This window comes from Polycladidibacter hongkongensis (assembly GCF_001561995.1).
In the GTDB taxonomy this organism is placed as follows: domain Bacteria; phylum Pseudomonadota; class Alphaproteobacteria; order Rhizobiales; family Stappiaceae; genus Pseudovibrio; species Pseudovibrio hongkongensis.
In genome coordinates, this window is sequence record NZ_LLWC01000008.1 from 1 (window position 1) to 26,420 (window position 26,420).

Consider the following 26,420-nt stretch of genomic DNA (forward strand, 5'->3'; position numbering starts at 1 on the left):
ATACGTCGTCTTGTCTTTTATATAGCCAGAACTCGAACTCTCATCCAAATCCTGAGCCGCAGACAGCGCCGCCTACGTTTCTCTTTCTTACTTTATATAATTGTCAATGAGCACGAGAAAATCAAACAACCAATTCCCTCAAAAACAGAAAACCGAACCGCAACCCCAAATCTCTCTGGAGCTTAGAGCTACCGATAATCTGTCAGATAATCCAGAGCGCATCATGCCGTCGCCGGCAGCGCCGTCGCTCTCGATGGCCCGACTTATAGGACCAACATTAAAAACCGTCAAGCGCTTTTTTCCCAAATGTGAAAAGTTTTTGACACAAACGTCAGTAAGCTGTTCACAATCCACAATCCTATAGAAGGGGCTCAGGGAAACTCACAGGATTACCCGTTAATTTATGTAGGTTTGCAAATTACGCCCAAATTTTACTAAGTTCTGCTATTAAGCAGTTGCAGCGTTCGGGAGGCCGCCTGAGCAGCAGCCTTGAAGCTTTGGGACCTATTTAAAAATGCATGTCACTGTGTCACACCACCAACGACCACTCGTTGAGCTCGGCAATGAGCCTGCGCTTTTAATAGAAGGTGCTTCGGCCGGCCAAAACAGCTCGTTGAACGCGCGTTGGTTGATAGGCACGATCCTTACAGGCGTAACCTCATTTACCTTAATGGGGGGCGCGCTATTGGTCGCGCTGGACGGACATCACTCCATTAGCCGTGCCAACTTGACCAACCAAGATTCACTAGCTGCGGAACTGCAGAGCGCAGACGCCGGCAAGGGCGACATCGCCTCTTTCGACGAAGACAGCACATCCAATCGGCGCCGCATTTCTGTAAATACCGTCAATCGAAAAGGCGGGCGCGACTTTATCACCAAACAGCCATACGCTGTTGTTGCGGCAGATCTGTTGCAGGCGAAACTCGAGCATTTCGAACAAGAAATACCTGAATTTGATCCTGTGGCGATGTATCAAGGAGAGGTGAGCGGCCCATCAATTATTGCCAGTGACGCTGTTTATGGCGCAGACATTGAAGGGGATCTTTCTATATCACAGAAAGATTTTCCGACGGACTTAATGGGCTATGCGACGGACAACCAGCACTTTACCGATCATGATATACTTGATCAGGTGAAAACCGCCGCGAGATTTATGAGCGAGAACGCCACCGATATCGTCTCAACACCCAAATACTCGCTGAAGGATTACTCATTCTCCAATATAGCACAACAAGACATGGAGAATTTACAGGTCCGCATTACCCAGGAGAATGTCTCTTTCCAGCCCAAAACAGACTTCACACAAACCAGCGAACGGGTAGAAGAACGCTTTATGCCTGTGGCTGAGGAGGCTGTATTCCTTGATATGTTGCTAGATAACGAAGCAACCGAGGCTGAGGCCAAGGCTATTCTTGAAGCGTTTTCCCAAAGCTACCAGATAGCCGAGCTTGAGGAAGGGCAAGTGTTGCGCTTCGGCCTTTCGCCGCAAGAAGATGGTGGCAGCAAACTCATTCGCGTTTCCCTCTATGATTATCAAGATCACATCGCGACGGTGGCTCGGACTGACGAAGGCGGCTTCATCGCCTCTGCAGCCCCAACTGATGAGGCAATCCCCGATGCCTTCGCAGTTGCCGAGGGTGGGGTAAATGATGGGCCTACGCCCACATATTACACAAGCCTTTACGAGACCGCCCTTCAAAATGAAATCCCGCGCGAGGTTGTCGAAGAACTCATTCGCATCTACTCGTTCGATCTGGATTACAACGCGACGGTCAAGCCAGGCGACAAGTTTAATGTCATCTACAGTCTGAACAACAAACAAACAGCAGCAGGCATCCCGGAGATTCTCTATACCTCTGTTCTTGCCAATGGTCGTGAGCACATTTTCTATCGCTTCCGCAGCCCTGATGATGGCCAAGTAGACTTTTACGATCGCACCGGAAAAAGCGCCAAGAAGTTCTTGTTGCGCAAACCCATAACCGCAGGGCGCTTCACCTCTGGCTACGGAATGCGACGCCACCCGATCCGCCGAACCCGCACATTGCATACAGGCGTTGACTGGGCCGCGCCGCGTGGTACACCGATTCTCGCAGCGGGAAATGGCACCATCAAAAAGGCAGGATGGGGCGGCGGTTACGGCAAGCGCGTTATCCTAAGTCATGCCAATGGCTATGAAACGACCTACAACCACATGGTCCGCATTGCCGAAGGGTTAAAAGCAGGACAACAAGTTTTTCAGGGCCAAGTGATCGGCTATGTGGGCACGACAGGCCTTTCAACAGGCAACCACCTGCACTACGAAGTGAAAGTAAATGGCCGTTTCGTAAATCCACTTAAGATCAAGCTTCCCAAGGGTCGAACGCTGGACGGCACTCTGCTCACCGCTTTCGAGCGCGAAAGAGATCGCATCGACGCTTTACGTGAGAAAAAACCTGACGCACAAGTGGTCTCAGGCCTGTAAACCGAAAAGAAAAGCCGCCATTCGCTATGGCGGCTTTTTTATTCAAGCATTAATCAGCTTTCTTGTTAAACAACAGCCGCTCACCCGCAGCCTCACAAGCCACACGCTCACCTTCGCGAATCTTACCGGCAAGCAGCATCTCCGCCAACGGATCTTGTACCTGCTTCTGGATTACGCGCTTCAACGGGCGTGCGCCATACGCAGGGTCATAGCCCTTGTCAGCAATCCACTGTACAGCCCCATCATCCATCTCAAGTTCAATGCCACGTGGATCAAGCAGCTTCTGCAGCCGCGCAAGTTGGACGCCAACGATGCGAGACATATGTGCCCGTTGCAGGCGATGGAACAAGATAATCTCGTCAAGCCGATTCAAAAACTCGGGCCGAAAATGCGCGCGCACCGCATCCATCACCGGCTCACAGACCGCGTCAACATCCTCACCCTCTTCTTGCGCACTGAGGAACTCTGCACCAAGGTTGGAGGTGAGAATAATCAGAGTATTGCGGAAATCGACAGCACGCCCCTGCCCATCTGTCAATCGACCCTCATCAAGTACCTGCAAAAGCACATTGAAAACATCCGTGTGCGCTTTCTCGATCTCGTCAAAAAGCACCACCTGATAAGGCCGTCGGCGCACTGCTTCTGTCAGCACCCCACCTTCTTCATAGCCCACGTATCCCGGAGGAGCGCCAATTAGGCGTGCCACACTGTGCTTCTCCATGAATTCTGACATATCAATGCGCACCATCGCGCTCTCGTCATCAAAAAGAAAAGCGGCTAATGCTTTGGTTAGCTCCGTTTTCCCAACACCAGTTGGACCTAAGAATAAAAAGGAACCAATTGGCCGGTTTGGGTCCTGCAACCCGGCGCGCGCACGCCGCACAGCAGTAGAGACAGCATGCACTGCCTCACTCTGGCCAATGACCCGCTTGCCAAGCTCGTCTTCCATACGCAGCAATTTCTCACGTTCACCCTCAAGCATTTTGTCGACGGGGATTCCGGTCCAACGAGAAATTACCTGCGCAATATTTTCGCTGTCGACGGTTTCGTTAAGAATCTCGCCTTCACTTTCGCTGCTCTCAGCCGCGCTTAGCTTGCGCTCAAGATCAGGGATCACGCCATAGGCCAACTCACCTGCCTTCGCCAAGTCTCCCTGACGTTGCGCTTGCTCCAGCTGTGTGCGCGCTTCTTCTAGCTGCTCCTTGATTTTCTGCTCGGACGACAGCTTGTCCTTCTCAGCTTGCCACCGTTGGGTTAATGCGCGTGACTGCTCTTCAAGGTCATTCAGCTCTTCTTCCAATTTGGAAAGTCGATCCCGCGTCGCGTCATCATCTTCACGTTTCAACGCTTCACGTTCAATCTTCAGCTGAATAATCCGCCGATCCAGCTCGTCCAGCTCTTCAGGCTTGGAATCAACCTGCATCCGCAACCGGCTAGACGCTTCATCGATCAAATCAATCGCTTTATCCGGCAAAAAGCGATCCGTTATGTAACGATCAGACAGCGTGGCAGCTGAGACAATCGCCCCATCCGCGATGCGCACACCGTGGTGCAGTTCGTATTTTTCTTTAATGCCCCGCAAAATGGAAATGGTGTCTTCCACCGTGGGCTCACTCACGAACACCGGTTGAAAGCGCCGCGCCAAAGCAGCATCTTTCTCCACATGCTTGCGGTACTCATCCAGTGTTGTTGCGCCGACACAATGCAATTCACCGCGCGCCAATGCAGGCTTTAACAAGTTCGAAGCATCCATCGCCCCGTCACTTTTGCCAGCACCTACCAATGTATGCATCTCATCGATGAACAAAACCACGCCACCCTCGGCGGCTTGCACTTCTGAAAGTACACCCTTGAGACGCTCTTCAAACTCGCCTCGATACTTCGCACCGGCAATGAGTGCCCCCATATCGAGCGCCAGCAATTGCTTATCACGTAAAGATTCAGGTACATCGCCATTTACAATCCTTAGAGCAAGCCCTTCGGCAATAGCCGTTTTGCCCACTCCCGGTTCACCTATGAGCACCGGATTGTTTTTTGTGCGTCGCGACAAAACCTGAATAGCACGACGAATCTCTTCATCGCGCCCGATTACAGGATCCAATTTGCCGTCCCGCGCTGCTTGCGTCAGGTCCTGCGCGTACTTTTTCAGCGCATCATACTGGTTTTCGGCAGAAGCACTGTCGGCAGTTCGCCCTTGGCGAAGGCTATTAATCGCCTCATTTAGGGCAGAGGCTGAAACACCGCCCTGCGACAAGGCTTTTCCGGCCTTGCTGTTGCTATCCATCGCCATAGCGAGCAAGACGCGCTCAACGGTCACAAAGCTGTCTCCGGCTTTTTCAGCCAATTTTTCAGCCTGATCAAACAAGCGCGCAGTTTCTGCTGCCAGATAAAGCTGCCCGTTTCCACCAGAAACCTTTGGCAGGGCGTTCAAATCACTCTCTACTTGCAAGCGGGCATCCATCGAGCGCCCACCGGCGCGGTCAATGAGGCCTGCGCACATGCCCTCTTTGTCATCCAGAAGCACTTTCAGCAAGTGCTCTGGCGTAAACTGCTGATGCCCTTGCCCTAACGCGTAGGTTTGCGCGGACTGGATAAATCCCCGAACGCGTTCACTGTACTTTTCAATGTTCATAGGAACTCCTATCTGCCTTTCGCCCGAAGCACGGAAGACGGTTTGGATCTATGAGCCTTCCATAAGCACTCATAGCGGGAAAACTGTTCCCTACCCGTTGATATAGTGAGGCAAATCTGCATCAAAATAGGTAGCAGCTTTTTTTCTCACATTTTAAAAACGGAACCCACCCCATGGCTATAGTTAAAGCACTATATTCCTATCCCGTTAAAGGTCTGAGCGGCCACCCTTGGCAATCAGTAGATTTGGATCAAGGGGGTACAATGCCATGGGATCGTGCCTTTGCTATTGAAAATGGCCCATCAGGCTTTGATCAGGCTGAACCAAACCACATTTCAAAGAGCCGCTTCATTGTATTGATGCGCTTTGCACAGCTTGCCGCCCTGACAACGCACTTCGATCCAAAGGAATGCTCCTTGCACATCACCCGAGGTGACGAGCAGCTCATTAAAGCTAGCCTGATATCCGATGATGGAAAAAAGCAAATCGAAGCATTATTTGAAAGCTACTTACAAGGAGAATTGCGCGGCCCGGCGAAAGTGTTGAGCGCTCCCGGTCACTCCTTTTCCGATCTAAGAAGCAAGCGGCTGCATGTACTAAATCGCGCAAGCCTTGCCGACGCCGAGAAAGTAATTGGCCGCGCCCTGCCTGAGGAACTTTTCAGGGCAAATGTTATTCTGGAAGGGCTTGAACCCTGGGAAGAGCACACTTGGGAAGGCAAAACCTTAACCACCGCTAATGGACTTAAGCTGCAATTTCACAAACGTACACAGCGTTGCAACGCTGTAAACGTCAATCTCACGAGGGCAAAGTTTGAAGGCAACCTGCTGCAAGATCTCAATGAGCACTTTGGGCATATGGATATGGGGGTCTATTTTGAGGTAACAGCACCAGGGCCCCTTGCAGTGGAAGAAAAATTGGCTCTAGCCCCCTAAAGAAAAACCCCGGCTTATTACCGGGGTCTTTTTATCAGCTCTCAGCAGGCTCTGATGCTGGGCTTTCAGGTGCAACAGCAACTGGTGTGTCCGGTGCTCCTGCCTCGCCCTCCGCCTTCTTAGGCGCGCGACGGGTACGCCCCGTCGCAGAGCGCGGCGTGCGTGCGCGCTTGGGCTTTGGTGCGGCCTCTTCTTCACCACCTTCACCCATTGGAGCATCCCCCTCAGGCAAGGCAGCAGCGGGTGCCCCGCTCACACGGCGCACACCACGTCCACGCACACCACGGGTGCGCCTACGCGGCTTGTCATCAACATCACTACCCTCAGCATCTGCTGGCTTTTCCGCCGCGTCGGCCGCAGAAGCTGCTTCAACTTCCGCCGGTGTCGGCATATGCGGAATAAACGGCTGCGGCGCATCTAGACCCATTACCGGCTCGGCAACAGCCTCAGCCTTAACCTTAGGCTGCGATATCGCCTCAGGTGCCTCGACAACATCTGCAGCTGGCTCGGCGCCATTGCCCTGTTGCGGAGTATTTTCCTGACCGCGCTGACTATGCCCAGCAGAGTTCTGCGGAGAGTTTTGCCCCTGCGCAGAAGCAATAATCCGCTGATAGTGTTCGGCGTGCTGGAGGTAGTTCTCGCCCATCACCCGATCACCAGAAGCTTGCGCATCACGCGCCAACTGCTGATATTTCTCGGCGATATGCATCGCGGTGCCGCGGATTTTTACATCCGGTCCGTTGGACTCGAAACTACGTGTAAGTGGATTAGGCGCCTTCCGACCACCGCGGCCACGCATACGCTTGTTATTTTGATTTCCTGGTCTCATTCTGCCGTTGACTCTCAAGAACGGCGATCGGCAATGCCGACCTTCCATTTGGATTGCCCCTGCCAAGCAGGAACAGCCATCAAAAACTAGTGTGCCAGACACATTCAGGCCTAGCAGTCGAAATGCAATCGCATTCGATTATCAAAAATCTGTTGTCATGCGATAGGCCAACGCCAAAAGGTTTCCATACGGAACGCAGAGCCAGACACTTATTTGAGGGTCGCCCTATATGCTGTCATGAACATAAAGTACCGGCGCATCTTACTGGTTGCGGCTAAAACAAAACCGCCCACCCCTCAACAGCGCTTTCGCTGGTTCTGCTTGTCGGCAAGGAAGAAACTACCCTGTTTCCTTCCATAAACCAAGACCTTTTTTTAGGTCCTCCAAAAACCGTGGAAATCAGCGGAATAACGCCTCGATTACGCGGTCCTGCCCCGCTAGATCTTGATGACACCTAGCGAAAATCGCATTGTTTTTTTTCGCAATATCAAGAACATCAGCGGCCTGATCGAAACCAATTTCCAACATCATCGCCCCCCCCTTGCGCAACAAATGCGAGGCGTTTTGTAGCAAAACGGGATAAGGCGTTAACCCGTCATCTCCTCCATCAAGCGCAAGCATGGGATCATGCGTACGAACCTCTTCTGAAAGCTCTGCAACCACGCGACTGCGGATATAAGGAGGGTTGGAAAGCACCATATCAAATCCACCTGAGAGAGCAGATACATAGTCCGCCTGAACTGGTAGAAAACGCGCGCCAACTCCATTTGCCTCGGCATTTTTCCGTGCGGTGGTTAGTGCACCAGCCGACAAATCAACAGCAACACACTGTGCATTGGGCAGCTCGCTCAGCATAGCAACGGCAATTGCACCACTTCCCGTCCCAATATCTGCAAGTTTAAGCGGCGCCTCACGCAGCCCTTGCGCATCCACCCAGCGCAAGGCAACCTCGACAAGTGTTTCTGTATCCGGCCGTGGTTCCAGTGTGTCCGGGCCAAGCGTAAATCGCAGCCCCCAAAACTCTCGCCAACCAATTATTCGGTGCACAGGTTTACCCGCCACGCGTTGCCCGGCCCATAGACGCACCTGCTCTGCCACGTCTGGCGATAAAACCCTGTCAAACTCTAGTGGTAATGAAGCCGCGGCGATTCCACTAGCCTCACTTACCAAAATGCGAGCATCAAGAGCAGCCTCGCTAATCCCCGCGTCCTTTAACAAACAGCGCGTTTCAATGAGCAGCTGCTCAAGCCGTAGTCCCACTACCTTAAAGCCCTTCAGCTGCGAGCAGATTTGCCTGATGATCAAGGATCAAGGCATCCACAACCTCCTCCAGCCCATCACCAGCAACAATCTGTTCCAACTTGTAAAGCGTCAAGCCGATACGATGGTCAGTCACCCGTCCCTGCGGGTAGTTATAGGTGCGAATGCGTTCAGAGCGATCACCAGAGCCCACCTGAAGACGCCTTGCTTCTGTCCGTTCAGAGGCGGCGCGCTCGCGCTCCACTTCAAAGATTTTTGCGCGCAATAGCTTCATTGCACGGTCTTTGTTCTTATGCTGCGAGCGCTCATCCTGAACCGCAACAACAATACCTGTTGGCTCATGCGTGATACGAACAGCGGAATCTGTGGTGTTGACGTGCTGCCCACCGGCACCAGACGCACGATAGGTATCAATGCGCAGTTCTGATGGGTTAATTTCCACGTCCACTTCTTCTGCCTGCGGCAACACGGCGACGGTTGCAGCAGAAGTGTGGATTCGGCCACCGGATTCGGTTTCCGGCACACGCTGAACACGATGAACCCCAGATTCAAACTTGAATTTGGCAAACACTTCAGCGCCTGTTACCGCAGCAACGATCTCCTTAAAGCCACCAACTTCACCCTCGCTAGAGGACATAACCTCCACTTTCCAGCCATTCAGCTCGGCAAAGCGCTGATACATACGAAAGAGATTACCGGCAAACAGCGCAGCTTCGTCACCACCAGTACCAGCACGAACCTCAAGAATAACATCATGGGAATCAGCCTTATCCCGTGGCAGCAGGCCAATGCGCACCTTCTGCACCAGCTCTTCGACCTGCTCTTCGAGCTCGGCCTTTTCAAGCTCGGCCAATTCGCGCATTTCCGCATCAGTGCTGCTGTCATCTAGCAGCAGCTTCGCCCCTTCCAGATCTTCCTCCGCCTTACGCAGATCTCGAATAGTGTGCACAATTGGTTCCAGCTCCGCATAATCACGCGACAGCTTGATATAAACCGCCGGTTCCGGACCAGAAGCCATTTCGGCTTCAATCTGCTCAAAGCGGGACAGCAGGGTATCTAGTTTTTCAGGCGCTAGCATCCGCGCGCAACTCCTCAGAAAAAGCAGGTCAAAGCAACACGCATCTGTCTATCCAGTGCGCACTACCGATCTCTATACGGGAATATTGTGTGTCTTGGCAAAGTCTTGCAAGAAGGCACGCACATCGCTCCGGCCTTTGCCTGCTTGCAGAACTGTCTGCATCTCGCTCTGCAGCAGGCTTATATCCGTCTCCAGCAGCATCCGCTTAACCGGGCCGATAGAAGAGGGCGACATAGACAAGCGGCGATAGCCACAGCCCAGCAACGCCAATGCAGTCAATGGCTTACCAGCCAACTCGCCGCATAGGGTAACCGGCACATCTGCATTGGCACCAGCCTGCGCAATCTCGCGTAGTGCCCGCAAAAACCCTGCCGACAACGCATCGAAGCGATCGGCAACACGGTTGTTCCCACGGTCTGCAGCAAAGAAGAATTGCAACAAATCGTTTGAGCCAACAGAGACGAAATCTACTTCTGCAAAAATCTCTTCCAGCTGATACAGCAGCGCTGGCACTTCCAGCATCACGCCAAGCTTCAGATCCGCAGGCACAGCATGGCCATGTTGGCGCAAATGCTTCAACTCGCGCTCCACATAATCCTTAGCCTGATGAAACTCATCAAGGTTTGCAACCATGGGGAACATAATGCGCAAATGCCGTTCTGCCCCGGCGTGAAGCATCGCCCTGATCTGCGTGCGCAACATGCCCGGACGATCAAGCCCAAAACGAATAGCGCGCCAGCCCATTGCCGGGTTCTCCTCCTGCGCAAACCGCAGGTATGGCAGCATTTTGTCACCACCAATATCGAGCGAGCGAAAGGTAACCGGCTTATCCTTCGCCGCATCCAGCACCTTGCTATAAAGCATCTGCTGCTGTTGCATGCGTGGAATAGAGCTCGCCACCATAAACTGTAGCTCGGTGCGGAAGAGGCCGATGCCATCAGCTCCGGCATCTTCAAGGCTCGGCAAATCCACCAGCAACCCAGCATTAAGCTGCAGGGTTACCGGCACACCGTCTTTGGAAACAGAGGCAACATCGCGCTGTTCTCGGTACTTCTCCTGCCGCTTGGCACGAAAACGCACCTTCTCCGCAAACGCCTGCTCCACATCCGCAGCAGGCCGCAAAAACACTTGGCCAATCTCGCCATCAACGATCATGGCATCGCCGGCTTCTGCCACCGAGACGATGTCTTCAACTTGCCCGACAGTGGGAATACCCAGTGCCCGCGCGACAATCGTCACATGGCTGGTTGCACCGCTCTCTTCTAAGACAAGACCCCGCACGTGATCCCGGTCATAATCCAACAGCTCGGCAGCGCCCATATTACGCGCCACAATTATCGCATCCTTGGGTAATTCGCTATCCTGTGCGCCGTGCTCGCGCCCCATCAACTCACGGATCAGCCGGTGTGCTAGATCATCCAGATCGTGCAAGCGCTCACGCAAATAAGGGTCGGTCTGGCGCAACATCTGCGCACGTGTGTCGCTTTGTACTTTTTCAACTGCCGCCTCGGCTGTCAGGCCGTTGCGAATGGCCTCCTCGATCTTGCGGATCCATCCGCGATCATAAGCAAACATCCGATAGGCTTCTAGAACCTCTCGGTGTTCGCCATGCTGGGAAAATTCGCCAGAGGCCAACATACGGTCCAGAGATTGGCGCAACCGTTGCACAGCATCCCCAAGCCGAACTTTCTCCGCCTCGCCATCCTCGGCAATCAGTTTCGTGATTTCAACGCGCGGCTCGTGCAGCACCACATGCCCAAGACCAATACCATCGGCAAGGCTAACCCCGGTAAGGTGCATGGGCCTTGTAAGATCTATTGTCGTGCCTTGCTGAGTGATCGCTTCCAGCTCACCGGCCGCCACCATCTCGGCGATAACCATCGCTGTGGTTTGCAGCGCCTCTACTTCGTCCTCGAAATAGGTTCGGTGCTCTTTGTTTTGCACGACCAAAACGCCGAGCGTTCGGCCAGCGCGCAATATAGGTACCCCGAGGAAGGAGTGATATTGTTCTTCTTCGGTTTCGGGGCGATAGGCAAAAGAAGGGTGCGCCTGCGCATTTGGCAAGTTGAGCGGCCGCGCATTCGAGGCGATAAGGCCCACAAGCCCCTCCCCCACTTTTAGCGCTGTTTGGTGTACCGCTCGCTTGTTAAGGCCTTCGGTGGCAAACAACTCCAGCACGCCATCCGCGCGCAGAATATAGACAGAGCACACCTCTGCAACCACATTCGCTGCGATAAGACGTACGATATTATCAAGCCGCTCCTGCGCGTCGATAGGCTCCGCCATCACCTCACGCAGGCGACGAAGCAAAACGCGTGGTCCGGCCAAGCTGCTGCGCATGCCTCGACCTACCTAAATTCATTTCGTTCTATTGATGCATCAAATGCCCCACTTGCAAAGCGGGACATTTGGCAAATTGACAAGCAGATCTTTACTTGTCGTCGAGACCATATAGCGAATGCAGGGCACGCACCGCAAGCTCGGTATAGGCAGAATCAATCAAAACCGAGATTTTAATCTCCGAGGTGGTAATAGCACGGATGTTAATGCCCTTTTCGGCCAACCCGCGGAAACACTCCGAAGCAATACCGGCGTGAGAGCGCATGCCCATACCAATCACTGAGACTTTGACCACATCTGTAGTGCCCTCAAGGCTTTCATAGCCAATGTCTTCCAGATGCTTTTCAACGACCTGGAGAGCGCGATCATAATCAGACTCAGGAACCGTAAAAGTGATATCGGTTGTTTTGCCATCCGGCGAGATATTCTGGACAATCATGTCCACATTGATGTTCGCCTCTGCAAGCGGCACAAACACCGCGCTGGCAACACCGGGCTTGTCCGCCACATTGCGGATGGAGATTTGCGCTTCGTCCTTGGAGTAGGCGATACCGGTTACGACTTGTTGTTCCAATATTTCATCCTCATCGCAGATAAGAGTGCCCGGCGGCAAACCGCCCGCGCCTATCTGTGGGGCATCCGGGTCATCAAAACTTGAGCGTACGAAAGTGCGCACGCCATGCACCATGGCCATTTCAACAGAGCGCACCTGCAACACTTTAGCACCAAGAGATGCCATCTCCAGCATCTCTTCAAAAGCGACACGATCCAGTCGCTTGGCTTTAGAGACAATGCGTGGATCGGTGGTATAGACACCGTCAACATCAGTGTAAATATCGCAGCGATCCGCCTTGATTGCCGCAGCAATTGCCACAGCGCTGGTATCAGAGCCACCACGTCCCAATGTCGCAATGCGGTTATCCGGCGCCAACCCTTGAAAGCCAGCGATAACTGCCACTTGCTTACGCTCCAGCCGCTCAATCAAAACATCGCCTTCAATGCTTTGAATTCGAGCGGCCCCATGCGCCTCATTGGTGCGGATCGGGATTTGCCATCCCTGCCAAGAACGGGCATCCACGCCCATTTCTTGCAGCACGATTGCCAGCAGACCGGAAGTCACCTGCTCGCCGGTGGCAACCACCGCATCATACTCACGCGCATCATGCATCGGCGCGGCATCCTTGGTGTAACCAACCAGCTGATTGGTAACGCCGGACATGGCAGAAACCACCACAGCCACTTCGTTACCTGCATCAACTTCCCGCTTAACGTGGCGCGCCACATTGCGAATTCTTTCTAAATCAGCGACGGAGGTGCCGCCAAACTTCATAACTAATCGGGCCATCGCCTAATAGTATCCTCCGAGGGCCTTGTCGCAGGCTAGATATATTGCCATCTTTTCAGCGGCTATCCATACAACCCACGCCTTACAACCGCAACCAGTGACTTGACAAAACCATGCCAAACCACCACCAGTAACCCACGCCGATACGGGAGTTACACATGGCACAGCCAGAGAACAACAGCGCAACCATCGATCCATCCGAGGTGGCACATTTTGCCTCCATCGCCGCCGAATGGTGGGATCCTGCTGGCAAGTTCCGCCCGTTGCACAAGTTCAACCCGGTTCGGGTATCCTATATAAAAGAGTACGTCTGCGATCACTTCGGCAAGGACGAAAAAGACGCCAAGGCGCTAACGGGCCTCCGCATTCTTGATATTGGCTGCGGCGGCGGCCTGTTGAGCGAGCCCATGGCACGCATGGGAGCAGATGTGGTTGGTGCCGATGCCGCAGAAAAGAATATACAAGTTGCCGGTCTTCATGCGCAGCAGTCAGGCCTGAACATCGATTATCGCCACACCACCGCGGAAGAGCTTGCATCAGCCGGGGAACAATTTGATGTCGTCCTCAACATGGAAGTCATTGAACATGTTGCAGATGTTCCACTTTTTTTGGAGTCATGTGCCAAAATGGTAAAGCCGGGCGGGCTCATGTTTGTAGCAACGCTTAACCGCACACCAAAGTCTTACGCCCTCGCTATCCTCGGCGCGGAGTACGTGCTGCGCTGGCTTCCGGTAGGCACCCACACTTACAGCAAGTTCCTGCGCCCCGAAGAGATCGAAGAGCCACTCAAAGGGCACGGGCTAAACGTGTACGAGCGTTGCGGCGTTAGCTACAATCCACTATTTGACCGCTGGTCACGCTCAACAGATCTAGACGTGAACTACATGCTTATCGCTCAAAAACCTACAGGCTAGGTTAAGTTGGAGCGCCCGCATGTCTAAGCATGCCAAACCTCACCCTTTGGTCTTTCTGCCTGCGCTAGCTTGTGACGCGCGGCTTTTTTCGTATCTTGCCCCAAACCTGCCAGAGGCTGAGATAATCTGCCCCAACTACTGTGAAAATCACAGTGTAGAAGAACTGGCGATCGCCGTGCTCGCCAATGCGCCACCACGCTTCGCCTTGGCTGGCGTCTCTATGGGGGGCTACGTCGCACTTGAAATGATTCGCTTGGCGCCTGAACGCATAACTCACGTTGCTTTTATAAGCACCAACGCACGTGCCGACACGGCCGTTCAAAGCGCCAAACGGCGCAAACAAATTCAACTAGCGAAAAACGGAGGCCTATCAAAACTGGTCGCCGCGCAGCTATCGCTATTGCTTGCCTGTCCAAGACCGGAAACACAGCAGCTGGTGAGACAGATGTTTGTCGAAACAGGCGCTGAACGCTTTGCCAATCAACAAACAGCAATAATGCACCGCCGCAACCTGCTAAATGCACTTGCAAAAATCAAAATATCCACCGCGATTGTGCATGGAACAAACGACAAAATTACTCCCTCAACGCATATGCAGGAAATAGCGGAGCAGATAGAAGAGGCGAAATTTTACTGCTTCGAGAACTGTGGTCACCTGATACCGCTAGACGCCCCCGACCAACTTGCACAGAGTTTACGAGCGATGCTGCGCAATTAAGAAAAATACCGTTACACGCGGTAGCGGCCCATTAAATATCAAGGCTATCTCTAACACCCGACTCTTGCCTATAACCCATGCCAATCTCTAGGGTTATGCAACACTGTTCTTGCTTGTAAGTGCAGGGTTTGCGGCGCACCCGCCCATGAATACTTCCACCCGTGAACTAAGGGAGGCACATATGGCAGATAAACAAACAGCAGCTGACAGTAAGCCGAAAATTGTCGATCCAGCAGACGCATGGTACTGGGCAGAAACTGTCGATGCCTTGGAGATGAAAAGTGTTCTTCTGCCAAGCCAACTTCACTTCAAATGGATTGAACTGGGCTACAACGCACTTTCGAAACAAATGGATTTCTTCCAAACGCGGCTGCGCGCTGATAGTAAGCTGTTGCAAACGCTTGGGGAAGCGCCTTCACCAACTGCGTTACCGGAAATCTCCCGAGAGTACTGGCAGCAGGCCCTGCAAGATTTTAAGGGCTCGTTCGCCCATGAAAATCTTGCGCCCACCTCCGCCGAGAATACCACAAGCGACACGGCGCAAGGGCCCCTCTCATCGGGCACCCAACCGCTAACCACCAAGACACCTGCCCCTTCAACTAAGCCAGAGCCGACGAAACAACGCACGACCAAAAGCCCGTCCCCTGCAAAAAGCCGGGCGGCTTCAGCGAAAACCAGCACCTCGACAGCAACGAAAGTCGCTGCACCTCGGAAGCGGCCGGCACGCAAAGCAACACCTGTTACTTAAATTCTCTGCTGGCGGGGACGATTAGTTCTTGTCCTCTGGGAGACTTGGTAGCGGTAACAGGTCAATGCCTTCGTCGACAAGCTCGCGCACATCATCCAAACTGCTTTCGCCGTAGATGCCACGCTGTTCAGCTTCACCATAGTGGATTTTTCGCGCTTCATCGGCAAAATCAGCGCCTACATACTCCGCATTCTTGGTCACGTGGTCACGTAGCTTACGTAGAGATTCAACCGCCTCTTGCGTTATAGCGTCGCCGCCAAGCATGGGCGCAGCAGCGGCAGATACACTTGCGTTTTCCTGCGCAGCCGTGCCTTTCCCAGCACTTGCCTTTTGCGTGCTGTGCTGTTTCTCCACTGCTGAAACCACAGCCTTCCGCTCCAGCTCGTTACGCGCATTCTCCTGTTTTCTCGAAGTGGAAACATTTGGCGCCATCAAGCGCTTCTCCACCTCTGTCGAGCCGCAGTGCGGGCAATTCACATAACCTGCACGCCGCTGCTCTTCAAAGTCTCCAGAATTACGAAACCAGATTTCGAAGCTGTGGCCATTGTCACAGCCCAATGCATACTTAATCAAACTGCGGGCTCCCCCGCATGAAACTCTTGCAAATCAAAGTGGCGGGCATTCTTTAAGGCCGGAATTCGCTGCCGGCATTCATCAACCATACTCACATCGATCTCTGCACTCACGACACATGGATCGTCCCCATCAGCCTCAGCAAGCACGCGCCCCCAAGGATCAACAATTAGCGAATGCCCAAATGTTTGCCGGCCATCTTCGTGAAGACCGCCTTGCGCACTACTGATCATAAATGATCCGGTTTCAATGGCCCGGGCCCGCTGCAAGACATGCCAATGCGCCCGACCAGTTTGCGCGGTAAATGCGGCTGGAGCCGACAGCACGTGCGCACCCGAGCGCGCTTGCGTTGCGAACAAATGAGGTTGGCGCACATCATAACAAATCGCCATGCCAAACTTCGCCATTGGTGTCCGCACCGTGACACACGCCGCTCCTGCTCGATAGCTATCGCTTTCGCGCCAGCTCTCGCCATTGGCCAAATCAACATCGAACATATGGATTTTATCATAGCGCGCGTGAACCAGGCCATCTGGCGCAAGCATGTAACCACGATTGGCTAAAACACCGCCTTCAAGGCGCACAGCAAGGGACCCTAGATGCAGCCAAATGCCCAGCTTTGCGGCTGTTCCCGCCAACTCTAGCAAAAACGGGTCTTGTGCTTCGTCAGAAGCCCTGGCCCATTGTTCATCGCGGCTGCGACACAGAACATTGGTCATCTCGGGGGTCTGTACATATTCAGCACCACGGGCCGCGGCCTGTTCCACCAGGTCCTTGCACATCTCAAGGTTTTCTAACGGCTGCTGAGATGAACGCAGTTGAACACATGCCGCAATAAACTTACCCATGGGCGCCCCTTAACAAATAATTGTATAAACCTTAGGAAAGCGAAAGCATCGCGTCTAGTTGCCCACGGCGCTCCAACGCATAAAGGTCATCACAACCGCCAATATGTTCTCCTGCGATAAATACTTGCGGAAACGTCGCTGCACCGCCGGATTTAGAGATCATTTCCGCCCGATAAGATGGCTCATCACTCGCATTATACTCCGTATACGCGACACCTTTTTGTTCCAAAAGGCGTTTGGCCCGCAAACAATAACCACACATATCACGCGTGTACATTACTACATTAGCCATCTCAGATTCCCTGTACGTTTTGACTCAGTGCCAAATTCCAATTAGCCATATATGTTCTCGCCCTAATAAACATCAAGGCCTATTCAGTTATCTTTTTGTAAGTCCATATCTAAAACCATTCGTTCAGGCAATGCTCTGGCAAACACAAGACCGCCGAGCACATCCACGCCCTCGTGTTGCAGGGCACGCGTACAGGCGTGCAGTGTGGCACCACTGGTGTAAACATCGTCAACCAGTAACACACGTTTACCCGCAAGGTCTGAACGGGCGATTTCATCTATCACCATACTACCAGATAGATTTTTCCAACGCGCGGCGCGGCTTAAGCCAATTTGCTGGCTTGTCTTTCTGTTTCGTACCAAACCATTACAGACCTCCAGCTCTTTCACATGCAAAGACAACTCTTTGGCAAGTAAAGCGGACTGGTTATATCCACGTTCAAACAATCGCTGGCGATGCAATGGAACAGGAACAAGACAATCAACACAGTTCAACAGATCTCTGTGGCACAGGTACAAAAGCGCTCCTAGAGTACGGCCCAGTCGCACTTTTTGTCTAAATTTGAACGCCTTGACGATTTCCTGTGCCACCCCGTCATAGCACACCGCTGCATAAACCCCCGGAAGACTGTCGATATCCCCGGCGACATTATGAGGTAGGAACTGCAACTCGGCCCAGCAGCTTTGACAAAGAGCTCCATTGGCTTGAACGACTTGCCTACAAGCAGCACATGTCGGCGGCCAAACACAGTTGACCCCAACCTCTACGACATCCTTCAAGGTCATGCTGAAAGCCAACTCTATCAATCTCCGCCAACTCGACCCAAATACGCTCTGCCTAAGTCTATAAAAATCCACTTAGCTCGTCGCCCACCCTCTTGCCTTGGCTGAGACTAGCAGCTACCCCTTTTCAGTCAAAAACTTGGCGATAGCTAAATATCAGGGCCACCTTGTGATGTGGCCGTACAAGAACGCGAGGCCCTACATGTCCCAGCAACCTCTTTTTGACAGAGCGCTCGTGGCTGATCGCCGCCGCCGCGCCTTAAGCACTAACAAACAAGAGGCTCGCTTTCTTTTAGATCTCGCCACCCAAGAGATTTCTGATCGATTGTCTATGGTGTCTCGAGAGTTTGACAGAGCCTTGGATCTGGGCGGCCACACCGGCGCACTATCACAGGCATTGATAAACAGCGGCAAGGCAAGGCAAGTGATACGAGCCGATCTGTTTTGCGCAGATCCTAATCTACCAGCGCCAGATCTTATTTGCGATGATGCCCTTCTGCCCTTCGCTTCAGAAACACTCGATCTGGTTGCCTCCCCCCTTAGCCTGCATCTTTTGGATGATTTGCCCGGCGCACTGAGCCAAATACGCAGGGCCCTTCGCCCCGACGGCCTGTTCCTTGCAGCCGTTTTAGGGGCAGATACCTTGTATGAGCTAAGAGATTGCCTCACGCGTGCTGAAGCCGAAGTGACAGGCGGTCTTTCACCGCGCATCATTCCCATGGCAGATACGCGTGACTTGGGCAGTCTCCTGCAAAGAGCCGGATTTGCACTGCCTGTGGTCGATACAGAGAAATTTACTGTGCGCTACGATAGCGCATTTGCACTGATGAAAGACCTGCGGGCAATGGGAGCCGCCAACCCGTTAACAGCACGGCAACGTAATTTTACCCGCAAAGAGGTCTTTTTAAGAGCAGCAGAGCTGTACGCAACAGACTACAGCGATCCAGATGGCCGAATTCGTGCAACATTTACATTCGTCTGCCTCTCGGGTTGGGCACCGCACGAATCTCAGCAACAACCGCTTAAGCCAGGCACTGCAAAACAAAGCCTGGCAGACGCCCTTAAAACTTTTGAAAAGAAGACTTAATCAGTACTTGGGTTCGACGGTTTGCCAGCGTTGGCTGCCTGCTCAACCGCAGGCACAATTTTTTCTTCGAAAAGCAATTCCAGATTGGTTCCAACCAGCCCGACACTCGCCACAATAACGAGGGCAATTAGTCCCGCAATTAAAGCATATTCAATTGCAACTGCGCCTCTCTCGTTTTCATTCAAATGAGAAATAGCGAAACCTGCAGTCTTCTTGCGTTTCATAACAGCCATTAAAAGCATTGATGCCCCAAAAATTTTTGGCACCGTTATGAGACAAGCTCCATAAGGTGCGGAATTAACGGTTCGTCCGCTGGTGGCATGTCATAGTCCCGCAATCGCATAGGGCGTGCCCAAGTCAACTCTTGCCCTTCGCGCCCGGTAGGTGTGCCATCCCAACGTCTACAAACGTAAAGTGGCATCAGCAGGTGAAAATCTTCGTAAGTATGTGATGCAAATGTCAGCGGCGCCAAGCACTCTTTCTTAACTATAATCCCAAGCTCCTCGTTCAATTCCCGGATCAAACAGTCTTCCGGACTTTCTGCCGATTCGACTTTCCCCCCCGGAAACTCCCAGAGCCCGGCCAGAGATTTTCCCTCAGGCCGCTGTGCAAGCAACACGCGATTATCCTTGTCAAACAGCGCACACGCCGCCACCAACACAATTTTCATAGTCATCACCGTATCAAAATGAAACACAGGCTAAAGCAAATGCTAACCATGCACCCCTAATCAGTAGCCAATCATTACTCAGGCTGCATGTAGTGGTAGCGGTAGGCCTCTTTATAGCCAAGCGCAGTGTAAAGCTCCCAAGCAGGGGCATTACTCGCCACCACTTGCAGCCAAGCCGAGCGTGCACCCAGCTCGGCTCCGCGGCGTTGAACATCCACTACGAGCGCTCTGGCCAACCCTTTACGCCGGGCATCAGGATGCGTTGCTACGTCAAAAAGCCCTAAACAGTCATCATCAACAATGCCGACCAGCACCGCCTGTATCGCCCCTTGCCCATTAACAACGGCAAGACAAAGCAGCTCGCCAGCAACAGCGCCTAACGCTGCTTCCAAGCTATGCAGCGCCTCCGGCCTCACCACGTCAGCTCTTGTTCCGCCAACATGGGCAAAAGCTTTGATCCATGCAGGTAGCGCAAGCTGCTCGACACGATATCCGTCAGGCAAATCCGGTTCACCAACGGCCCAGATATCCCGCTCAAGAACAATCGTCTCGTCAACTCGCTTTGGGCACAGCTCCTCTGCCAGCGCTTCAACCTCCTTCGGCATCAACGGCGTCCAGCGCACACATAACGGCACTCCCGCCCGCACAAACCTTGCACGCACCTGCATCAAACGCTGCTCTGCGTCTTCTTTGTCCTGACGCTCGTAAACATTCAAGGAGTTCAGGCGCCGCGAGGGATTACCCGGTGTCAATCGCGTGATCCAGCTGCGATCAAACTGCATGCGCGCCGAAGGAAAAGCTGTCAGGTTCGCCTGCTCCAGCCTGAGCACGCGGGACAACGAGCACAGCGGCTCGCTGCCGCCACTACAGTTAACTCCGGTAATCACCATTGATAGCCACGTATTCTTTCGTCAAATCACAAGTCCAAACAGAGGCGCAACCGCTACCAATGCCAAGGTCCACGCGCAGCAGGATTTCATCTTCGCGCATCACAGCGGAAGCTGCTTCCTCACTATACGCCGGATCACGCTCGCCTTCGAACGCAACCCGCACATCGCCAAACCAAATCGCAATCCGGTCTCGATCCGCCGGTTCTCCAGCTTTACCAACGGCCATAACCACACGGCCCCAGTTTGCATCTTCTCCAGCTACCGCTGTTTTGACCAGCGGTGAATTACCGATAGATAGCGCGACCTTCTTGGCAGAAGCATCATCCGCCGCGCCCTCTACACGCACTTCAACAAACTTTGTCGCGCCCTCGCCATCCCGCACAATCAAATGGGCCAACTCTTGCATCATCTTCGCAAGTGCGTGTTTGAACTCGGCAAGTTCGGGCGCATTCGCATCAACAATCCACTCACCTCCGGCTTTACCGGTGGCTGCAAGCAGGACAGTGTCCGAAGTTGAAGTATCGCTATCAACAGTTATCGCGTTGAAAGAACCACCAACAGTCTCGCTGAGCAGCTGCTGCAACACAGGCGCGGCAATTGGCGCATCGGTAAATAGGAAGCCCAGCATCGTCGCCATATCCGGCGCAATCATCCCCGCACCTTTGGTTATTCCATTCAGAACAACCTCTCGCCCTCCAAACGGCACGACAACACTGCGCATTTTAGGGTAGGTATCGGTGGTCATTATAGCTTCGGCTGCAGCACGCCAGGGAGCAGGAGTAGCGGCATTCACCAATCCATCAATAACACCGGTGTATTTGTTGGCATCAAGCGGTTCACCAATAACGCCGGTCGAAGCAAGATAAATTTCGTTCAATGGGATAGAGGCCGCACCAGAGACAATCTGTGCAGTTTGCTCAACCGCTTCCAGCCCCCTTTTTCCGGTGAACGCATTGGCGTTTCCCGAGTTCACCAACACCGCTTGCACTTTGCCATGCGGCAACTGTTGTTTGCACCAATCAACAGGCGCAGAAGCGCACTTTGATTTAGTAAAAACACCGGCTATCTGGCTGCCCTCGTCCAGCAGCGCTAAGAGCACATCGGTTCGCCCGGCATATTTAATCCCCGCAGCGGCAGTGGCAAGGCGAACACCCGCAACCTCGCGCATCTGCGGATAGTCTTTTGGGGCCAATGGCGAAACGACAGCAGACATAAGAAACTCACTCCAAATACAAAACAACCCCGGTAGGGGTAAGCCAACCGGGGTTATCCAATCAAGAAAATACGCGCGCTACCACAAAAAACTGGTGGCAATCATACGTTTTACTGTTCTTTTTTCTCTTGGCTAGGCATTTCAGGCTTCAAGATTTCCACCTTGGTATCCGCCTTCAGCTTCTCCATAACCTCTTCATACTTCGCTACAACCAAGTCTTGGCGCAAACGCTGTTGCACTTGCTCAAAAGTTGGCGCTGGCGCTTGTCGCTGATCTTCTTTCTTGATCACATGATAACCGAACTGAGTCTTCACCGGCTCTTTGGTGTAAGCGCCTTTATCTAGGGCAAACGCTGCCGTTTCAAATTCTGGGACCATTTGTCCTTTGCCGAAGTAACCCAGCTCGCCGCCATTCGGGCCAGAAGGGCCGGTAGACTTCTCTTTTGCCAACTCGGCAAAATCAACACCCTTGTCCAGCTCGGCAATGACCGCTTTGGCATCCGCTTCACTTTCCAGCAAAATGTGACGAGCAGAGATCTCTTCAGGGCCGACAAAGTCTTTATACTTCTCGTCATAAGCTGCTTTCACATCAGCTTCACTGACTTTGCTGTCCACATACTTTTGGTAGTAGACATTGCGCAGAGCACGATTGGATTCAAACTTCATCATACGCTTGAAGTTTTCATCGTCCTGCATGCCTTCTTTCTTGGCCGCTTCGGCAAGAAGATCCATCTCCACCATCACATCAATCAGCACCTTGCGCCACTCGGTTGGCGGGACACGCTGCAACTGCTGCGAATAATCGCGTGCGGTAAAGGCAAGATCAGCTTCGGTAACCACCTCATCACCAACTTTTGCCACGACATCATCCAGTTCATCTGCACCAGCAGGAGAAAGCGCAATACCAAGCGCCAAAACAGCAACTGCGGTACTACCGGCAAGGGTGCGATACAAATTACCTAGCATTATTCAAAGTTCTCCAGTTTATTGGACAGCAAGGGTCCGGAAAAACAACATTGTGGGCCAAGCTAAGCGAGTTGCCGTTGACATCTTCCTAACCCACTCTTATCTCTTCAACGCCCCGGCACTTTTTTGCGGGGTATGGTGAATTTCGGCGCAAATCGGGCTGCAGCGGCTCCCGAGGTTGAATAGAGCAGAAATTTGACGATTTCTAGGGCGCCTGCTCCGCTGGTTACGGCAGGCTCGAAAAAGGAAGGACCGCCACATGGTGGGGCTCGGCTCACTCGCTCGTAAGATTTTTGGTTCTGCGAACGATCGCAAAGTAAAGGCACTTCGGCAAAAAGTTGAGAAAATCAACGCTCTTGAGCCGGAAATGCAGGCACTCAGCGATGACGAACTCAAAGCCAAAACGGACGACTTCCGCAAGCAGCTCGCCGATGGCGCCAGTCTCGATTCCTTGTTGATACCGGCATTTGCCGTTGTCCGCGAAGCCTCTCGGCGCGTTCTTGGCCTCCGCCATTACGATGTGCAGCTCATTGGTGGCATGGTTTTGCATGATGGCCAAATCACCGAAATGCGCACCGGTGAAGGTAAAACCCTCGTTGCAACAGCTCCTGTTTATCTCAATGCCCTGACCGGCAAAGGTGTACACGTTATTACCGTGAACGACTATCTGGCCAGCCGTGACGTTGAGTGGATGGGGCAAATCTATCGTTTCCTTGGCCTCACCACCGGCCTCATCGTGCATGGTATTGCAGATGAAGAGCGCAAGGCTGCCTATGAAGCAGATGTAACCTACGGCACCAATAACGAATTCGGCTTCGATTACCTGCGCGATAATATGAAGTACGAGCGCGAGACCATGGTGCAGCGCCCGCATCACTTCGCGATTGTCGATGAAGTTGATTCCATCCTGATCGATGAGGCCCGCACGCCGCTTATCATCTCGGGCCCGCTGGAAGACCGTACTGAATTTTACAACACAATTGATGGCTTTATTCCAAAGCTGGAAGCCGCCGATTTCGAGCTTGACGAAAAAGCCCGCTCCGCGACCTTTACCGAAGAAGGTAACGAAAAGCTTGAGAAGCTGCTTGCAGAGGCTGGCCTCCTGAAAGGCGACAGCCTTTACGATGTTGAGAACGTCGCGGTAGTGCACCACCTGCAACAAGGCCTGAAAGCACATACGCTCTTCCAGCGCGATAAAGACTATATCGTTCGCAATGGCGAAGTTGTGATTATCGACGAGTTCACCGGCCGCATGATGCCGGGTCGCCGTTTCTCCGAAGGCCTGCACCAAGCTCTAGAAGCCAAAGAGCAGGTCGCTATCCAACCGGAAAACCAAACTCTCGCCTCGATCACTTTCCAGAACTACTTCCGCATGTACGACAAACTCGCAGGCATGACCGGTACAGCAATGACCGAGGCCGACGAGTTCATGGACATTTATTCCTTGGAAGTGGTCGATATCCCGACGAACCTTCCTGTCCAGCGCGTTGACGAAGACGACGAAGTCTATCGCACCGTCGCCGAAAAATACGCGGCTATCAGCACCTTGATCGATGATTGCGCCACCCGTGGCCAGCCGGTGCTCGTCGGCACCACCTCCATCGAAAAGTCCGAGCTTCTGGCCGAACAGCTGAGCAAACAGGGCTACAAACAGGTTGATCTGTCAGACCCCAACGCCTTCGCTCCGCTTTACAAAGATGGTGGCAACAAGAAAAAGCTCTTTGCCGTTCTGAACGCGCGCTATCACGAGCAAGAAGCCCACATTATTGGCCAGGCTGGTGTTCCCGGCGCAATCACGATCGCCACCAACATGGCCGGCCGTGGCACCGACATCCAGCTCGGCGGCAATGTGGACATGCGCATCGCTTCCGAATTGAAAGATATGCCTGAAGGTGCAGAGCGCACCGCCGCTGAAGACAAAATCAAGGCACAGATCGAAGAGCTCAAACAGAAGGCGCTCGAAGCTGGCGGCCTGTACGTTGTCGCCACCGAGCGCCACGAAAGCCGCCGCATTGACAACCAGCTGCGTGGTCGCTCAGGCCGCCAAGGTGATCCGGGCTGTTCAAAGTTTTACCTGTCCTTGCAAGATGACCTGATGCGAATCTTCGGATCCGACCGCATGGATTCCATGTTGCAAAAGTTGGGTCTGAAGGATGGTGAATCCATCGTCCACCCTTGGATCAACAAGGCGTTGGAAAAGGCGCAGCAAAAAGTAGAAGCCCGCAACTTCGATATCCGTAAAAACCTGCTGAAGTTCGACGATGTCATGAACGACCAGCGGAAGGTGGTGTTCGATCAACGCCTTGAGATGATGGATGGCGAAGCGGTGCAAGAAGCAGTGGAAGATATGCGTGTCGAGGTGATTGAAGATCTCGTAGCCGCCCATATCCCCGAACGCGCATATGCAGAACAGTGGGACACCGAAGGCCTGAAGCAAGAGGTACTTGTCAAGCTCGGCCTTGATTTGCCGGTGGTTGACTGGGCCAACGAAGAAGGCATCGCCAACGAGGAAATCAACGAGCGTATCCAGAAAGCGGCAGCTGAGGCCATGGCTTCAAAAGTTGCCAATTACGGCTCTGATGTTATTCGCCAGATCGAGAAAGCTGTTTTGTTGCAGACGCTTGATCACTTGTGGCGTGAACATTTGGCAAATCTGGATCACCTGCGCTCGGTCGTAGGTCTGCGCGGCTATGGTCAGCGCGACCCGTTGCAAGAGTACAAGACCGAGGCATTCACTCTCTTTGAGGCGATGCTCTCAAATCTTCGCATGGCAACAACCAGCCAGCTGCTTCGCGTTGAACTCGTGCAACAGCCGCAGGTTCCAACAAATGCCGATATGCCACAAATGAGCGAGCACCATGCCAATCCGCAAACGGGCGAAGATGAGGTAGCCCTTGCTGACCAGCAGTTGGCTGCGGCCCGCGCGGCAAGCGCCCCGGCAGGACGCAATCCGGAAGATCCGGAAACATGGGGCAAAGTCGGCCGAAATGAGCCTTGCCCCTGCGGATCGGGGAAAAAGTACAAGCACTGCCACGGCGCACTTGTCTAAGACACTCTAAAACGCAAAAAAGGGGAGGTTAGAACCTTCCCTTTTTTATTTGCCTCTTCCACATATGGTACCATGACACCCAACAAAAAAGGGCCGACCAACGGCCAGCCCTCCATTCATACCCGAAGAGCAAAAGCTACTGCACAACAACCTTTGTACCGATCTTAACCTGATCGTATAGATACTCGACATCCTCATTAAACATACGAATACAACCGGATGATAGAGCATGCCCTATGCTCCAGTCTTCATTAGTTCCATGAATTCGATAAATAGTTGAACCAAGGTAAAGCGCTCTTGCCCCGAGCGGGTTATCTGGGCCACCCTCCATATAGGCAGGTAGTTCGCGCCCATTTTCTTCACGTTCACGAACCCGCATTTCAGGTGGTGGTGTCCAACGTGGCCATTTTGCCTTACGTGTCACCTTCTGACTACCACTCCACTCAAATCCTTCACGGCCAACCCCAATGCCGTAGCGCATAGCCTTTCCACCCTCTTGGAGATGGTAGAGAAAGCGGTTCTGGGTATCGACTACAATCGTGCCCGGAGCCTCTTCAGAATAAAAGCGAACAACCTTGCGCTTATATTTTTTACGCGCTTTTCGTGCCGCTGTAGCTGGCGAATCCTTATATGTTACCCAGCGCCCTTCCTCATGATTGTAGTATTGCCCAGCAACCGCTTGTGTAGAAACGACCATTGTGGCAATGCAACAAGTAAAAGTAGCCGCAGCAGCGAGACCTAATCCCACGCCAAAACGCATATGCAACCCCTGACAGTTAGCTGTCTAAGAT

At 53.0% G+C, this 26,420-nt stretch carries 23 protein-coding genes; 7 read left to right on the plus strand and 16 right to left on the minus strand.

Annotation, left to right across the window (positions count from 1 at the left end; genetic code table 11):
* The first annotated feature begins 514 nt into the window (after positions 1 to 514).
* Entirely contained in the window at positions 515 to 2,461 is a 1,947-nt protein-coding gene (locus AYK82_RS01170) for a M23 family metallopeptidase (protein WP_068310495.1), read from the plus strand.
* A gap of 49 nt (positions 2,462 to 2,510) precedes the next feature.
* On the opposite strand, the gene clpB is transcribed toward AYK82_RS01170, so the two are convergent.
* On the minus strand, positions 2,511 to 5,093 hold the full coding sequence (gene clpB, locus AYK82_RS01175) for an ATP-dependent chaperone ClpB (protein WP_068310497.1): 2,583 nt from the start codon (positions 5,091 to 5,093) through the stop codon (positions 2,511 to 2,513).
* 173 nt (positions 5,094 to 5,266) lie between these two features.
* On the opposite strand from clpB, the gene AYK82_RS01180 reads away from it, so the two are divergent.
* Positions 5,267 to 6,028, plus strand: coding sequence for an MOSC domain-containing protein (locus AYK82_RS01180; RefSeq protein WP_082733665.1), 762 nt, complete (start codon positions 5,267 to 5,269; stop codon positions 6,026 to 6,028).
* A gap of 34 nt (positions 6,029 to 6,062) precedes the next feature.
* Here the strand turns inward: AYK82_RS01180 and AYK82_RS17680 are convergent, their stop codons facing one another.
* From AYK82_RS17680 to AYK82_RS01205, 5 genes are all read right to left on the minus strand, one after another.
* Complete coding sequence (locus AYK82_RS17680) at positions 6,063 to 6,857, minus strand: DUF4167 domain-containing protein (RefSeq protein WP_082733666.1); 795 nt, start codon at positions 6,855 to 6,857, stop codon at positions 6,063 to 6,065.
* 399 nt (positions 6,858 to 7,256) lie between these two features.
* Complete coding sequence (gene prmC / locus AYK82_RS01190) at positions 7,257 to 8,117, minus strand: peptide chain release factor N(5)-glutamine methyltransferase (RefSeq protein WP_244265695.1); 861 nt, start codon at positions 8,115 to 8,117, stop codon at positions 7,257 to 7,259.
* Between the two features lie 4 nt (positions 8,118 to 8,121).
* On the minus strand, positions 8,122 to 9,195 hold the full coding sequence (gene prfA / locus AYK82_RS01195; protein WP_068310501.1) for a peptide chain release factor 1: 1,074 nt from the start codon (positions 9,193 to 9,195) through the stop codon (positions 8,122 to 8,124).
* 72 nt (positions 9,196 to 9,267) lie between these two features.
* Positions 9,268 to 11,535: a phosphoenolpyruvate--protein phosphotransferase gene (gene ptsP, locus AYK82_RS01200; RefSeq protein ID WP_068310503.1), complete on the minus strand. Its 2,268-nt coding sequence runs from the start codon at positions 11,533 to 11,535 to the stop codon at positions 9,268 to 9,270.
* 91 nt (positions 11,536 to 11,626) lie between these two features.
* Entirely contained in the window at positions 11,627 to 12,880 is a 1,254-nt protein-coding gene (locus AYK82_RS01205; RefSeq protein WP_068310505.1) for an aspartate kinase, read from the minus strand.
* 158 nt (positions 12,881 to 13,038) lie between these two features.
* On the opposite strand from AYK82_RS01205, the gene ubiG reads away from it, so the two are divergent.
* The 3 genes from ubiG (at position 13,039) to AYK82_RS01220 (ending at position 15,260) form a co-directional block, all read left to right on the plus strand.
* On the plus strand, positions 13,039 to 13,794 hold the full coding sequence (gene ubiG / locus AYK82_RS01210) for a bifunctional 2-polyprenyl-6-hydroxyphenol methylase/3-demethylubiquinol 3-O-methyltransferase UbiG (RefSeq protein WP_068310507.1): 756 nt from the start codon (positions 13,039 to 13,041) through the stop codon (positions 13,792 to 13,794).
* A gap of 19 nt (positions 13,795 to 13,813) precedes the next feature.
* On the plus strand, positions 13,814 to 14,512 hold the full coding sequence (locus AYK82_RS01215) for an alpha/beta fold hydrolase (protein WP_068310509.1): 699 nt from the start codon (positions 13,814 to 13,816) through the stop codon (positions 14,510 to 14,512).
* Positions 14,513 to 14,693: 181 nt separating this feature from the next.
* On the plus strand, positions 14,694 to 15,260 hold the full coding sequence (locus tag AYK82_RS01220) for a hypothetical protein (protein ID WP_068310511.1): 567 nt from the start codon (positions 14,694 to 14,696) through the stop codon (positions 15,258 to 15,260).
* A 21-nt stretch (positions 15,261 to 15,281) separates the two neighbouring features.
* On the opposite strand, the gene AYK82_RS01225 is transcribed toward AYK82_RS01220, so the two are convergent.
* From AYK82_RS01225 to AYK82_RS01240, 4 genes are all read right to left on the minus strand, one after another.
* Positions 15,282 to 15,833, minus strand: a complete 552-nt coding sequence (locus AYK82_RS01225; protein WP_068310513.1) for a DUF1178 family protein — start codon at positions 15,831 to 15,833, stop codon at positions 15,282 to 15,284.
* Complete coding sequence (locus AYK82_RS01230; RefSeq protein WP_068310515.1) at positions 15,830 to 16,681, minus strand: carbon-nitrogen hydrolase family protein; 852 nt, start codon at positions 16,679 to 16,681, stop codon at positions 15,830 to 15,832. Before AYK82_RS01230 ends, AYK82_RS01225 begins: the two co-directional genes overlap by 4 nt.
* A 31-nt stretch (positions 16,682 to 16,712) precedes the next feature.
* Positions 16,713 to 16,973 (minus strand): glutaredoxin 3, encoded by a 261-nt coding sequence (grxC, locus tag AYK82_RS01235; protein ID WP_068310517.1) that lies wholly within the window; start codon positions 16,971 to 16,973, stop codon positions 16,713 to 16,715.
* A gap of 83 nt (positions 16,974 to 17,056) precedes the next feature.
* Positions 17,057 to 17,758, minus strand: coding sequence for a ComF family protein (locus tag AYK82_RS01240; protein WP_068310519.1), 702 nt, complete (start codon positions 17,756 to 17,758; stop codon positions 17,057 to 17,059).
* A gap of 199 nt (positions 17,759 to 17,957) precedes the next feature.
* On the opposite strand from AYK82_RS01240, the gene AYK82_RS01245 reads away from it, so the two are divergent.
* Complete coding sequence (locus tag AYK82_RS01245) at positions 17,958 to 18,842, plus strand: class I SAM-dependent methyltransferase (protein ID WP_068310521.1); 885 nt, start codon at positions 17,958 to 17,960, stop codon at positions 18,840 to 18,842.
* Here the strand turns inward: AYK82_RS01245 and AYK82_RS01250 are convergent.
* From AYK82_RS01250 to AYK82_RS01270, 5 genes are all read right to left on the minus strand, one after another.
* Complete coding sequence (locus tag AYK82_RS01250; RefSeq protein WP_082733702.1) at positions 18,839 to 19,084, minus strand: Flp family type IVb pilin; 246 nt, start codon at positions 19,082 to 19,084, stop codon at positions 18,839 to 18,841. The two genes, AYK82_RS01245 and AYK82_RS01250, sit on opposite strands and share 4 nt — an antisense overlap.
* 26 nt (positions 19,085 to 19,110) lie before the next feature.
* Positions 19,111 to 19,512, minus strand: a complete 402-nt coding sequence (gene mutT / locus AYK82_RS01255) for an 8-oxo-dGTP diphosphatase MutT (protein ID WP_068310526.1) — start codon at positions 19,510 to 19,512, stop codon at positions 19,111 to 19,113.
* Positions 19,513 to 19,586: 74 nt separating this feature from the next.
* Positions 19,587 to 20,402: a GNAT family N-acetyltransferase gene (locus AYK82_RS01260; RefSeq protein ID WP_068310528.1), complete on the minus strand. Its 816-nt coding sequence runs from the start codon at positions 20,400 to 20,402 to the stop codon at positions 19,587 to 19,589.
* Positions 20,383 to 21,615 carry a bifunctional glutamate N-acetyltransferase/amino-acid acetyltransferase ArgJ gene (gene argJ, locus AYK82_RS01265; RefSeq protein WP_068310530.1) on the minus strand — a complete coding sequence of 411 codons (1,233 nt, stop codon included), beginning with the start codon at positions 21,613 to 21,615 and terminating at the stop codon, positions 20,383 to 20,385. The genes AYK82_RS01260 and argJ overlap by 20 nt, the downstream gene beginning before the upstream one ends.
* 110 nt (positions 21,616 to 21,725) lie before the next feature.
* Positions 21,726 to 22,580: a peptidylprolyl isomerase gene (locus AYK82_RS01270; RefSeq protein ID WP_068310532.1), complete on the minus strand. Its 855-nt coding sequence runs from the start codon at positions 22,578 to 22,580 to the stop codon at positions 21,726 to 21,728.
* A gap of 259 nt (positions 22,581 to 22,839) precedes the next feature.
* Here AYK82_RS01270 and secA point away from each other — a divergent pair, with 259 nt between their 5' ends.
* Positions 22,840 to 25,629 carry a preprotein translocase subunit SecA gene (gene secA / locus AYK82_RS01275; RefSeq protein ID WP_068310534.1) on the plus strand — a complete coding sequence of 930 codons (2,790 nt, stop codon included), beginning with the start codon at positions 22,840 to 22,842 and terminating at the stop codon, positions 25,627 to 25,629.
* Positions 25,630 to 25,765: 136 nt separating this feature from the next.
* Here the strand turns inward: secA and AYK82_RS01280 are convergent, their stop codons facing one another.
* On the minus strand, positions 25,766 to 26,389 hold the full coding sequence (locus AYK82_RS01280) for a L,D-transpeptidase (protein ID WP_082733667.1): 624 nt from the start codon (positions 26,387 to 26,389) through the stop codon (positions 25,766 to 25,768).
* Positions 26,390 to 26,420 lie beyond the last annotated feature (31 nt).

Coding starts and splice junctions, on each gene's coding strand:
- AYK82_RS01245 (WP_068310521.1), top strand. CDS start 17,958: ATGTCCCAGCAACCTCTTTTTGACAGAGCGCTCGTGGCTGATCGCCGC.
- AYK82_RS01170 (WP_068310495.1), top strand. CDS start 515: ATGCATGTCACTGTGTCACACCACCAACGACCACTCGTTGAGCTCGGC.
- AYK82_RS01205 (WP_068310505.1), bottom strand. CDS start 12,880: ATGGCCCGATTAGTTATGAAGTTTGGCGGCACCTCCGTCGCTGATTTA.
- AYK82_RS01240 (WP_068310519.1), bottom strand. CDS start 17,758: ATGACCTTGAAGGATGTCGTAGAGGTTGGGGTCAACTGTGTTTGGCCG.
- ubiG (WP_068310507.1), top strand. CDS start 13,039: ATGGCACAGCCAGAGAACAACAGCGCAACCATCGATCCATCCGAGGTG.
- ptsP (WP_068310503.1), bottom strand. CDS start 11,535: ATGCGCAGCAGCTTGGCCGGACCACGCGTTTTGCTTCGTCGCCTGCGT.
- AYK82_RS01270 (WP_068310532.1), bottom strand. CDS start 22,580: ATGCTAGGTAATTTGTATCGCACCCTTGCCGGTAGTACCGCAGTTGCT.
- AYK82_RS01215 (WP_068310509.1), top strand. CDS start 13,814: ATGTCTAAGCATGCCAAACCTCACCCTTTGGTCTTTCTGCCTGCGCTA.
- AYK82_RS01230 (WP_068310515.1), bottom strand. CDS start 16,681: ATGGGTAAGTTTATTGCGGCATGTGTTCAACTGCGTTCATCTCAGCAG.
- AYK82_RS01220 (WP_068310511.1), top strand. CDS start 14,694: ATGGCAGATAAACAAACAGCAGCTGACAGTAAGCCGAAAATTGTCGAT.
- AYK82_RS17680 (WP_082733666.1), bottom strand. CDS start 6,857: ATGAGACCAGGAAATCAAAATAACAAGCGTATGCGTGGCCGCGGTGGT.
- AYK82_RS01260 (WP_068310528.1), bottom strand. CDS start 20,402: ATGGTGATTACCGGAGTTAACTGTAGTGGCGGCAGCGAGCCGCTGTGC.
- AYK82_RS01280 (WP_082733667.1), bottom strand. CDS start 26,389: ATGCGTTTTGGCGTGGGATTAGGTCTCGCTGCTGCGGCTACTTTTACT.
- AYK82_RS01250 (WP_082733702.1), bottom strand. CDS start 19,084: ATGCTTTTAATGGCTGTTATGAAACGCAAGAAGACTGCAGGTTTCGCT.
- argJ (WP_068310530.1), bottom strand. CDS start 21,615: ATGTCTGCTGTCGTTTCGCCATTGGCCCCAAAAGACTATCCGCAGATG.
- prfA (WP_068310501.1), bottom strand. CDS start 9,195: ATGCTAGCGCCTGAAAAACTAGATACCCTGCTGTCCCGCTTTGAGCAG.
- mutT (WP_068310526.1), bottom strand. CDS start 19,512: ATGAAAATTGTGTTGGTGGCGGCGTGTGCGCTGTTTGACAAGGATAAT.
- secA (WP_068310534.1), top strand. CDS start 22,840: ATGGTGGGGCTCGGCTCACTCGCTCGTAAGATTTTTGGTTCTGCGAAC.
- grxC (WP_068310517.1), bottom strand. CDS start 16,973: ATGGCTAATGTAGTAATGTACACGCGTGATATGTGTGGTTATTGTTTG.
- AYK82_RS01180 (WP_082733665.1), top strand. CDS start 5,267: ATGGCTATAGTTAAAGCACTATATTCCTATCCCGTTAAAGGTCTGAGC.
- clpB (WP_068310497.1), bottom strand. CDS start 5,093: ATGAACATTGAAAAGTACAGTGAACGCGTTCGGGGATTTATCCAGTCC.